Annotated in this window: 13 protein-coding genes and 1 pseudogene; 9 read left to right on the top strand and 5 right to left on the bottom strand. The window is 64.3% G+C overall.

Going from position 1 to position 10,332, the window contains the following annotated elements:
- The first annotated feature begins 181 nt into the window (after nucleotides 1-181).
- The 3 genes from JT360_RS32205 to JT360_RS32195 all read left to right on the top strand — a co-directional run bounded on the left by JT360_RS32205 (nucleotide 182) and on the right by JT360_RS32195 (nucleotide 1,510).
- Nucleotides 182-631: a universal stress protein gene (locus tag JT360_RS32205; RefSeq protein ID WP_214477311.1), complete on the top strand. Its 450-nt coding sequence runs from the start codon at nucleotides 182-184 to the stop codon at nucleotides 629-631.
- A gap of 97 nt (nucleotides 632-728) precedes the next feature.
- Nucleotides 729-1,019, top strand: a complete 291-nt coding sequence (locus JT360_RS32200; protein ID WP_214477309.1) for a type II toxin-antitoxin system TacA family antitoxin — start codon at nucleotides 729-731, stop codon at nucleotides 1,017-1,019.
- On the top strand, nucleotides 1,016-1,510 hold the full coding sequence (locus JT360_RS32195) for a GNAT family N-acetyltransferase (protein WP_214477307.1): 495 nt from the start codon (nucleotides 1,016-1,018) through the stop codon (nucleotides 1,508-1,510). Before JT360_RS32200 ends, JT360_RS32195 begins: the two co-directional genes overlap by 4 nt.
- A 37-nt stretch (nucleotides 1,511-1,547) precedes the next feature.
- On the opposite strand, the pseudogene JT360_RS32190 reads toward JT360_RS32195, so the two are convergent.
- Nucleotides 1,548-1,912: pseudogene (locus JT360_RS32190) on the bottom strand (TSUP family transporter); the annotation flags it as partial.
- 287 nt (nucleotides 1,913-2,199) lie between these two features.
- Here JT360_RS32190 and JT360_RS32185 point away from each other — a divergent pair.
- The 6 genes from JT360_RS32185 (at nucleotide 2,200) to JT360_RS32160 (ending at nucleotide 7,025) form a co-directional block, all read left to right on the top strand.
- Nucleotides 2,200-2,700 (top strand): Lrp/AsnC family transcriptional regulator, encoded by a 501-nt coding sequence (locus JT360_RS32185; RefSeq protein ID WP_214477305.1) that lies wholly within the window; start codon nucleotides 2,200-2,202, stop codon nucleotides 2,698-2,700.
- Complete coding sequence (locus JT360_RS32180; protein ID WP_214477304.1) at nucleotides 2,697-3,857, top strand: saccharopine dehydrogenase family protein; 1,161 nt, start codon at nucleotides 2,697-2,699, stop codon at nucleotides 3,855-3,857. The genes JT360_RS32185 and JT360_RS32180 overlap by 4 nt, the downstream gene beginning before the upstream one ends.
- 105 nt (nucleotides 3,858-3,962) lie before the next feature.
- Nucleotides 3,963-4,751 (top strand): ABC transporter substrate-binding protein, encoded by a 789-nt coding sequence (locus JT360_RS32175; RefSeq protein WP_214477301.1) that lies wholly within the window; start codon nucleotides 3,963-3,965, stop codon nucleotides 4,749-4,751.
- Nucleotides 4,752-4,897: 146 nt separating this feature from the next.
- On the top strand, nucleotides 4,898-5,569 hold the full coding sequence (locus JT360_RS32170) for an amino acid ABC transporter permease (RefSeq protein WP_214477299.1): 672 nt from the start codon (nucleotides 4,898-4,900) through the stop codon (nucleotides 5,567-5,569).
- The gene (locus tag JT360_RS32165) at nucleotides 5,566-6,240 is read left to right on the top strand and encodes an amino acid ABC transporter permease (RefSeq protein WP_214477296.1); all 675 of its coding nucleotides are present in this window, start codon (nucleotides 5,566-5,568) and stop codon (nucleotides 6,238-6,240) included. Before JT360_RS32170 ends, JT360_RS32165 begins: the two co-directional genes overlap by 4 nt.
- A gap of 26 nt (nucleotides 6,241-6,266) precedes the next feature.
- On the top strand, nucleotides 6,267-7,025 hold the full coding sequence (locus tag JT360_RS32160) for an amino acid ABC transporter ATP-binding protein (protein WP_284732072.1): 759 nt from the start codon (nucleotides 6,267-6,269) through the stop codon (nucleotides 7,023-7,025).
- Nucleotides 7,026-7,185: 160 nt separating this feature from the next.
- Here the strand turns inward: JT360_RS32160 and JT360_RS32155 are convergent, their stop codons facing one another.
- From JT360_RS32155 to JT360_RS32140, 4 genes are all read right to left on the bottom strand, one after another.
- A complete protein-coding gene (locus JT360_RS32155) occupies nucleotides 7,186-8,301 on the bottom strand; it encodes an alkene reductase (RefSeq protein ID WP_214477294.1) in 1,116 nt (371 codons plus the stop codon).
- Nucleotides 8,302-8,343: 42 nt separating this feature from the next.
- Entirely contained in the window at nucleotides 8,344-8,634 is a 291-nt protein-coding gene (locus JT360_RS32150; RefSeq protein ID WP_214477313.1) for an ArsR/SmtB family transcription factor, read from the bottom strand.
- A 169-nt stretch (nucleotides 8,635-8,803) separates the two neighbouring features.
- Nucleotides 8,804-9,502: an RES family NAD+ phosphorylase gene (locus JT360_RS32145; protein WP_214477292.1), complete on the bottom strand. Its 699-nt coding sequence runs from the start codon at nucleotides 9,500-9,502 to the stop codon at nucleotides 8,804-8,806.
- Nucleotides 9,496-9,906 carry an MbcA/ParS/Xre antitoxin family protein gene (locus JT360_RS32140; protein ID WP_140499170.1) on the bottom strand — a complete coding sequence of 137 codons (411 nt, stop codon included), beginning with the start codon at nucleotides 9,904-9,906 and terminating at the stop codon, nucleotides 9,496-9,498. The genes JT360_RS32145 and JT360_RS32140 overlap by 7 nt, the downstream gene beginning before the upstream one ends.
- Nucleotides 9,907-10,332 lie beyond the last annotated feature (426 nt).

The raw sequence follows: 10,332 nt of genomic DNA, 5'->3' as shown, positions 1-10,332 counted from the left end.
ATGCCCGGCAGGGCAATGAGGGGCGGCGCCAAGGCCGGCCATTGGTCCATCTCTACCTATCCTTGATCCACATAGCGCTGGCCCTGTGAGGAGCCCAACCGCGCAACTATATCAGGACAAGCCGCTCCAAGGCTCCCGCCACCTCAAGGGCTTCGGCCCTTGCACAACAGGTCAGATCATCATGTACAAACATCTGCTTATCGCCACCGACGGATCGGAATTGGCCGACAAGGGCGTCGCCCATGGCCTCACGCTGGCCAAGGGCATCGGCGCTACGGTCACCTTCGTCACCGTCTCCGAACAATTCCCGATCTTCGCCTGGGGCGGCGCCATGGCCGGCTATGCGGCGGGCGATGAACTGACCGTCTACCAGGAAGAAGCGCGCAAATATGGCAATGAGGTTCTCGCCAAGTGCAAGGCGTCAGCCGATGCCGCCGGCGTGTCCGCCAAGGTGATCCATGTCGAGGACAAACGGCCCGCCGAAGCGATCCTGGAACTGTCGCAGGCGCAAGGCTGCGACCTGATTGTGATGGCCTCGCACGGCCGCCGCGGCCTGGGCCGGTTGCTCCTGGGCAGCCAGACTGCGGAAGTGCTGTCCTACACCGCGATCCCGGTGCTGGTGGTGCGATAGGACTGCCTCGGATCACAGCTACATCGGCCACCCGTACGGTATGGCGTAATGACAATATCGTTACGCCATGCTAGATTTGCACGAGAAGGAGCTATCGATGCCAGCCTCACATCAGCGATTGCCGAAGAGCGTTCCGCTCAATATCCGCGTCAAGCCCGAGGTCCGCAATCTGATCGACCGGGCAGCGGAACTCCTCGGCAAGAACCGGACCGACTTTATGCTGGACGCGTCCCAACGGGCCGCCGAGGACGCGCTGCTCAACCGTCTCGTGTTTACCGCCGAGCCGGATGCCTACGCTGCGTTTCTGGCGCGTCTCGACACGCCGCCGCAACCGAACGAGCGGTTGCAGCGCACGATGGCCACAAAGGCTCCGTGGGACGCTGCGTGAGTCTGTCGGCTCCGTTTCCGCTCGCCGATCATCACGACCTCAATGAGTTTTCGTCGGGCATACCCTCACTCGACGACTGGTTGAAAAAACGGGCACGCGCCAACCAGGCGGGCGGCGCATCTCGGACCTATGTGACCTGCATCGGCAACCGTGTCGTTGGCTACTACGCCATTGCCAGCGGCGGCGTGAGGATGGTCGAAGCTCCTGGTCGCTTCCGGCGCAACATGCCCGACCCGATCCCGGTTGTGGTGCTGGGCAGGTTGGCGGTCGACCGAGCCCATCACGGCCGGGGCATCGGCCGCGCGCTGGTAAGGGATGCCGGTCTGCGGATCCTTCAGGCCGCTGAAATACTGGGAATCAGGGGCATATTGGTGCAAGCGATATCGGACGATGCCCGAGCCTTCTATATGGCTGTCGGATTCGAGCCTTCACCAGTCGAGCCGCTGACGCTAATGATCACGCTCGCCGACCTCGGCGCGTGCCTCGGCTGACTACCTTCCCGTAAGCACTCTCGGAAGGCCAGAGTGCCTAGAACGCGATCTCCAGCACGAGATAGGCTCCCAGCGCCAGCAGCCCGACAAAGAACACAAAGGTCTCGACGCTCATGGTCCGGCGCAGCGCTGGCCGATGCACATGCCGGCCAGTGCCGGCAGCAGCGCCAGCATCGACCCCGTCAGTTGCGCCGTCGGCGACACCAGGGCGCCGGTCCTGAGCAGGCCGATGGCGAGAGCCGCCGTCGACACGGTGAAGGACAGGCCGAGCGCCTGGATGAGGTCTTCTTTCTCCAGCCGCAGCGATTGCAGATAAGGCACCGCCGGGATGACGAAGACGCCGGTGGCGCCGGTGACCAGACCGGTTGCCACGCCCACCAGCGGCGATGCCCAGGCCTCATAGCAGTCCGCCTCGGCGGCCATCCGCACATCCGCATCCGCGTGCCCGGCCTCGACAATGTCTGCCGGCTGGTCCCGCAGGGCATCGCCATCGTCCCGGAAAGTGCCGCGTCCGCTTCCAGTTCCGCCACGCAAGCGACATGGCCATAGGAGCGGGTCAGCCGCACGGCGCCGACATTTCCCAGCCGCGCGGAATCAATCCCTTGCTTTTCAAAAAGCCGTAAAGTAGCCTGTTTACACATAGACAAAAAAACACGCCTATTTTTTTCTTTTTATGAAAGACGGGGACTTTGCGGGAACATCTCGATCTGACTGATCGGCGGCTGGTCAAACAGCTGTCGCAAGACGCGCAGCCGGGCATCAACCGGATTGCCGAGATGTTGGCGATTTCGGTGCCGACGGTGCGCTCGCGGCTGCGCAACCTGCTTGACCGCAACCTGCTCAAGATCGTCGGCCTGCTGAACCTGACCGAGCGTCCCGAGCTGATCTCGGCCATTGTCGGCATCAACGCCCAGGGGCGCGGCAGGGCGCGCGAACTGGCGCAGCGCATTTCCGAACTGCCATTCGTCAACTCGGCCTCGGTCGTCACCGGACGCTTCGACATCATCGTCGACGTGACGGTGGCCGGCGACGTCGCCGATCTCTACCGCGTCACCAGCGAACTGATCCCGGGCGCCGGCGAGCCGGGCGAGGTCGTGCGCAGCGAGACCTTCGTCGTCATGGCGTCCTGCAACAAATGGGTCAGCCTGCCGGAAGGCTGCTGGTCGGAAGATCGCAAGGAGCCGGCATGAAGATCGCGGTTCTCGGAGGCCTCGGCCTGCAAGGCCGGGCGGCGATTGCCGATCTCGTCGCCAGCGGTGTCGAGGAGGTAGTTTGCGTCGATGCTGCCCCGGACGGCGCGGCCCGGCTTGGCGGCCTGACCGACGTTGCCCGCGTGCGCTTCGTCGTGCCCGAGGGGGCGATCGGCCCGGCGCTCGCCAACGTGCTGACGGATGTCGACGCTGTCATCGACTTGTTGCCGCAGCCGCTGATGCGCGACGCGGTCCAGGCGGCCATCGCGACACGCACGCCATTGGTCACCACCAACTACGGCAAGGCGATCGCCGACCTGGCGCCGGCCGCCGAACAGGCCGGCGTGGCTGTTATGACCGAGTGCGGGCTCGATCCCGGCATCGACCTCGTGCTCTACGCGCGCGCCGCCCGCCAGTTCGACGCAATCACATCAATCGATTCCTATTGCGGCGGCATCCCCGAGCCGAAAGCGATGGCAAAGCCTCTCTGCTACAAGGTGAGCTGGAACTTCGACATGGTCCTGGTCAGCCAGAACCGCGACAGCGTGATGATCGAGGACGGGCAACGCGTCGCGGTGCCGGCCGCCCGCCAGCACGACAACCCTTTCATCCACGAAATCGAAGTCGACGGTCTCGGCAGGCTGGAAGCCTTTCCCAATGGCGACGCCCTGCATTACGTCGAGATGCTGGCCACCGCCAAGGGACTGCGCCGCTCCGGCCGCTACACGCTGCGCTGGCCCGGATGGTCGGCGTTCTGGGCACCGCTGAAGGAGCTGGGATTCCTGTCCGAGGACAAGGTTGCCGGCACCGGCGCCAGCCCGCGCGAGTTTCTCGGCCGGCTGCTCGGCCCGCAATTGCAATATGGCCCCGGCGAAAAGGACCTTTGCGTGATGCGCAACGTCTTCTCCGGCCTCGAAGGCGGCCGCGCCAAGACGGTGACGTCGGACCTGATCATCGAGCGCGACCTGGCTTCCGGCCTGTTCGGCATGAGCCTGGGCGTCGGCTATCCCGCCAGCATCGTGGCGCAGATGTTCGCGCGTGGTGAAATCACCAAGGCTGGCCTGCTCAACCCGCTGCTCGACGTGCCTGACGGTCCCTTCTTCGATGAGCTGGCCAAACGCGGCATCAAGGTTGCCGAGATGGTGGCCTGGGACTGAGAATTTTCGAACGGTGGCTGCCGCCGGCAACGGCGCCGCCGTTCAAAAAAGCACCCTGAAGGGTGAAACAACAACGTGGAACAATAAAACAAGGAGGAATGCCAAATGAAGATTGCCAAACTTTTCATCGCCGGACTCGCACTTGCCGGCCTCACCACGGCTGCCAGTGCCGGAACGCTGGACGACATCACCAAGCGCGGCGAACTGCGCGTCGCCGTGCAAACACAGGGACCGCCCTTCTCACTGGTCGGCGCCAATGGCGAACGCACCGGCAGCTCGGTTGAACTCGCCGAACTGATGGCCAAGGAAATGGGCGTCAAGATCACCTTCCTCGACTTCGACTGGGACGGGCTGATCCCGGCGCTGCTGTCGGGCAAGGCCGACCTGCTGGTCGCCGACATGACGCCGACGCTGGCGCGCGGCATGAAGGTCGCCTTCACCACGCCTTACATGTATACGGGCAGCACCGTCTTCACCAAGGCCGACAGCAAGTTCAAGACCACCGAGGACTGCAAGGCCAAGGGCACCAAGATCGCCGTGCTGCTAGGGGCTACCGGCGAGAAGGAAGCCAAGGCCGCCTTCCCCGATGCCGACATCAAGAGCTACAAGGGCGGCGGCCCGCTGCTGCTCGACGCCGTCAACAACGGCCAGGCCGATTGCGGCGTCAACGACGTCTCGGCGGTCAAGGGCCAGTCGACGGCCTATCCGGCCGGCAGCTTCACCATCATGCCGGATCTCCTGTCAAAGGAGCCGCTCGCCTTCGCCACGCGCTATGATGAGTCCGACCTCTTGATCTGGATGAACCTGTTCCTCAACCAGGTCACGATCGACGGCCGCCTGCAGAAGAACCTCGACTACTGGGTCAATTCCGACGCCTGGAAGAAGGATCACTGAGGAATTAGCGAGTAGCGAATAGGGAGTAGCGAATAGGGAATGGCCGTTCCGGCCAAGCTTTGCTGCTCCCTACTCCCTACCCCCCTACTCGCTACTCGCTATTCGCTATTCGCTATTCACCATTCCCTCTTCACCGCCGCGCGGCCATGCTCGAAAACTTCAGTTTCCGCACCATCGTCGAATACCTGCCCCTGTTCGGGCAGGGCCTGGTCACGACCGTCTGGCTGTCGGCGCTGTCCTTCGTCGGCGCGCTTGTCGTCGGCATCGTGCTGTGCGCTGCGAATCTGCAGCGCGCATGGCTGTTTCGCGTGCCGGCCAAGGCCTATATCGACGCCGTGCGCGCCACGCCCCTGCTGGCGCAGCTCTATTTCCTCTATTTCGGCCTGCCCCGGCTCGGCTTCGTCCTGCCCGAACTGGCGGTGGGCATCCTCGCGCTGTCGCTGAACAGCGGCGCCTATGTCGCTGAAATCATTCGCGCCGGCATATTGTCGATCCCGCGCGGCCAGGTCGAGGCAAGCGTCGCTTCGGGCATGACCTATGCCCAGCGCATGCGCCTGGTGATCCTGCCGCAAGCCTTCAAGGTGACGATCCCGCCGCTGCTCGGCCAGGCGATCGTGCTGGTCAAGGATTCCGCGCTGCTGTCGCTGATCTCGGTTGCCGAGCTGACGCGCGCCGGCCAGCTGCTCGCCTCCGACCGCTTCATGCCGGCGGAAGGCTTTCTCACCATCGCGGCCTTCTACCTGCTGCTCTACTACGGCCTCAAAGGGCTGGCCGGTCTCTCCAGCCGCTGGCTCGGCACGGCGGGGGCGCGGACATGATCTGGCAACAGTTCCTCGGCCTCGCCGGCAGCTATCCCCTCGCCTTGCGCGGCCTTGGCATGACGGTGGTGCTGTCGCTGATCAGCCTGGTGCTGGGCACGGCTCTCGGCTTTGGCCTCGGCATCCTGCGAACCGGCGGCAACCGGCTGGTCGGCAGCGTCATCGGCGCCTGGGTGGACCTCATCAGGGGAACTCCGTTCCTGGTGCAGATCTTCCTGATCTTCTTCATCCTGCCGGAATTCGGCATCGAGCTCGATGCCTTCACCGCCGGCATCATCGCGCTGACCAATCTCGCCGCCTGCTTCATCTGCGAGATCGTCGCCGCCGGCATTCGCTCGGTGCCATCAGGCCAGGTCGAGGCGGCGCTCGCATCGGGCCTGTCGCGCTGGCAACGCATGCGCCAGGTGGTGCTGCCGCAGGCGATGCGCATCGTGTTGCCGCCGCTGGTCGGGCAATATGTGCTGCTGATCAAGGATTCTTCCGTCGTCTCGGCGATCGGCCTGACCGACCTCACCCGGGTCGGCTGGCTGGTGGTGCAGCGTGTGCCGAACGGCCTGCTGGTCTTCTTCCTCGTCGGCGTCGGCTATTTCATCGTCTGCTATCCCTTGATCATGCTCGCCCGCAGGCTCGAACGCCGCATGGGTGCCGCCCATGGCGAGGTGCAGCTTTGACATCGAACGCGAAGGGCCCAACAGATATGACCAAGCCGAGCCTGACAAAAACCGGCATGATCGACTTTCGTGGCGTCAACAAATGGTTCGGCGCGCTCAACGTGTTGAAGGACATCACGCTGAGCGTCGAGCCGCGCGAAGTGGTCGTCGTCTGCGGCCCGAGCGGCTCGGGCAAGAGCACCTTGATCCGCTGCATCAACGGGCTGGAGACAATCAAGAACGGCGATCTCGTCGTCGACGGACAGCGCCTCGGCGATCCCGCCACCAACATGACGCGGCTGCGCACCGAGATCGGCTTCGTCTTCCAGTCGTTCAACCTCTACCCGCACAAGACCGCGCTCGAAAACGTCACGCTCGCCCCCATCCATGTCCGCAAAATCCCGCGCGCCGAGGCCGAGCATGCCGGGCGCGAACTGCTGGCCAAGGTCGGTCTCGCCGACAAGGTCGATGCCTATCCTGCGCAGCTCTCTGGCGGCCAGCAGCAGCGCGTGGCGATTGCGCGCTGCCTCGGCATGCGGCCCAAGGTCATGCTGTTCGACGAGCCGACCTCGGCCCTCGATCCCGAGATGATCTCGGAAGTGCTCGACGTCATGGTGGCGGTCGCCGAGGAAGGCATGACCATGATGGTGGTGACGCACGAGATGGGCTTTGCCCGCAAGGTCGCCCAGCGCGTGGTGTTCATGGACGCCGGCGCCATCGTCGAAAGCGGCACGCCAGACGAGTTCTTCTCGCACCCCAGGACCGACCGCAGCCGCGCGTTTCTAAGCAAGATTCTCAGGCACTGAGCGCGGCGACAGGAGCCCCTCTCGGCGCATCCCGTCAGTCTGTCCGGCGGCCGTTGGGCTTGCGGTGCAACGGCCGTTCGGGCCGAATGTTCAGTCCGGATCGTCGCCCCAGGCGACCGGCTGCCCTTCCGCCGCGGGCGAAAGGGCAAACCGTCCGGACTCAGGCTGCCGTCGGATAGTCCGTATACCCCTTGGCGTCGCCGCCATAAAACGTCGCCTTGTCCGGGTCGTTCAGTCCGGCATTCCGCTTCAGGCGACTGACGAGGTCGGGATTGGCGATGAACAGCTTGCCGAACGCGACAAGGTCTGCATAGCCGTCCCCGACGGCCTTTTCAGCCAACTCCTTGTCGTAGCCATTGTTCACCAGCCAGGCGCCATGTCCGCCAGCCTTGCGATAGGTGGCTTTGAGTTCCGTGTAGTCGAACGGCTTTTCGCCTTGGCTGAAATCGCGAGCGCCACCGGTCGCGCCTTCGACGATATGGATATAGGCTAGGCCGCGGCTGCCCAGGCCCGCCGCCACATGATTGAAAAGCGGCTGCGGATCGGTGTCCGAAGCGTCGTTGGCGGGTGTTACCGGCGACAGCCTGATCCCGGTCCTGCCGGCGCCGACAGCGTCCGTGACCGCGTCGACCACCGCGAACAGGAAGCGCGCCCGGTTTTCGATGGAGCCGCCATAATCATCGCTGCGATGGTTGGTGCCCGAGCGCAGAAACTGGTCCACGAGATAGCCATTGGCACCATGGATCTCGACGCCGTCGAAACCCGCTACCTCGATCGCGGCCTTGGCGGCGCGGCGGAAATCATCGACGATGCCGGGGATTTCGGCCGCGTCGAGCGCGCGCGGCTCGGACGTCTCGACGAACTCGCCGCTGCCATCCGGCTTGACCAGGAAAGTCTTGGATTTTGCCCTGATCGCCGATGGCGCCACCGGCTTGCCGCCGCCAGGCTGCAATGAATTGTGCGAGATGCGTCCGACATGCCAGAGCTGAACCACGATCTTGCCGCCGGCTTTATGAACCGCGTCCGTGACTCGCTTCCAGCCGGCAAGCTGATCCGCCCCGTAGAGGCCGGGCACGTCGGCATAGCCTTGGCCCTGATGGCTGATGGCGGTGGCCTCCGTCACGATCAGCCCCGCCGTGGCGCGCTGGCCGTAGTAGGTGACCGATAGGTCGCCGGGTACCGCATTGGGTGAGCGATTGCGCGTCAGCGGCGCCATGACGATGCGGTTCGCCAATGCCAGGTCACCGGCCCGCAAGGGATCAAAGAGGGTAGCCATGAGAAATGCCTTTCATGCATTTTGGGGGAATGGGGAGGATCGTCAGAGATCGGACAAGGCAGCCTGGAAGGCGGCGATGGTTTCTTCGTTGCGCTTGTAGAACACCCATTGGCCGACCCGCCGCGTCGTAACGAGGTCGGCCGACGCCAGCGTTGCCAGATGCGCCGAAACACTGGACTGAGCCAGGCCGCGATGGTCGAACTGGCTGGCGCAGACGCCCATCTCGAGCGGATGCGCCTGCGCGGCGAAGTGCCGTTCAGGCTCCTTCAGCCACGCCAGCACATCCCGCCGAAACGGATGCGCCAGCGCCTTCAATATGATGTCGTGGTCCATCTTCACCTGCATCGATCTCAACCGATATATAGATCGGATAGAGACGATATGGCAGGAAATCCATGCCATTTTTGCCGGCGATCGGAGCACGTTGCCCTCTGGACGCGGCACGAAACCGGAATAACGCCGCCGGGCGCCAACCTTTCCAAGGGAATGGGCCGCTAGATCATCATGTAACCGCCAGCACCTTGCCCGTATCGTGCTGGCGCACGAAATCCACGCGCTTGCTGTCCCAGTGGTAGCTGTAGTGCCGGCCCTGCACCGGAACCGGGATGACATCGGGCCAGAAGATGCCGACGCATTGCCCGTCCGGCATGCGCACGCTGTTCCATACCAGCCCGTCGCTGCCTTGCGCCCGCAGCGCCCGCCCTTCCGCCTGCGAGGCGGTGTAGTCGTCTGGGTCGAGCACGCCGGGCACGGCGTTGACGTCATCGAGGTCGCGGTCGACGCTGCCTATCAGCACGCGAAAGTCAGCCGTCCAGCCCGGATCCTCACTGGTGGCGCGCATAAAATTCTGGTGGTGGTGGATGGTTTCGGCCAGCGCCACATCCTCGCTGTCGCCGGCATAATAGAGGCCGTAGCTGCCATCGGAGAAACGGCCGGGCCGCAGCGTCGAACAATGCACGAAGGGCGCCATCACGAAGCTCGCACCGGGACCGGAAACCCGCCTCGCGGCAGGCACCTTGCCGAGGTCGCCGAGTTCGAGCCTTATGCGCGGGTTGGTCTTCTCCTCGACCGCGGCAAGCGCCTCCCAGTCGCGCGGGTCGGCAATGTCTTCGAAGAGGTCGATCGGCGGATGGATGGAGCGGATGATGCGGAAGGTCTGGTGCCAGTGGACGCGGCGCCGGACCGCGAGCCCACTCACCATGCACCACGCTCCGCATCGAGCCATTCGCGCATTGCGGCAAGATCGGAGATTTCGCCGCGCAGCATCAGGTCGAGCGCCGACTGGCCGCCAAAGGTGGCATTGGGCTTGCGGATCCAGGCATAGCCGCGCGCCGGCTCGGTGAAGAGATAGCGCAGGCCCTTGTGGATGCCCATCAGATGCGCCATGCGGGTGCGCAGGTCGCGGTCGATCCTGCCGATGCCGCCCTCCTTCCACCGCGCCCAGGTCCGCGCCGACATGCCGCCGAGCAGGATGCAGGCCTCGAGATCGGTGAGGCCCCACGCCTTGAACAGGTTGACCGTGGTGCGCGCCAAGGCGCCCGCCTCTTCATCCGAAATGGCGGAGCCGACCGCGGCCGGCGTGGTGACTATGGACTGAAGCTGCATTTTTACTCACCCTATTGGCACAGATATAGCATGTATTTGCCAATTGGCAAGGATGAAGGGGAGAACGAGTGGCTTCAGTCGACGACTTTCACCTTACAACCGAGATATTAATTGCCGAAGCCGGCGCCGCCCCTCATCGCCCTGCCGGGCACTTCTCCCCGTATAGTGACGGGGAGAAGGAACTGGCCGCAACGCTGGCGCCTCACTTGCAACGCTGGTGATTGGCGAAATCAGCGATGACAGCGCCCCTCTCCCCGTCACTATACGGGGAGAGGATGCCGGCAGGCAGGTGAGGGGCGGCGCCGGCTTCGTCGATTAGCCGCGACTCCGGGCACTCTACTCCGCGTCCCCTTCCCCCCCGAGGCCCTTTGTCCCCCGGAAATCCCCCGGGCCCGATTGGCCTGTTTCCCGGCCCTTCCGCGCCCT

The sequence above is a fragment of the Mesorhizobium sp. dw_380 genome, assembly GCF_018588885.1.
In the GTDB taxonomy this organism is placed as follows: domain Bacteria; phylum Pseudomonadota; class Alphaproteobacteria; order Rhizobiales; family Rhizobiaceae; genus Mesorhizobium.
This window is presented reverse-complemented; position numbering and strand designations above follow the sequence as displayed.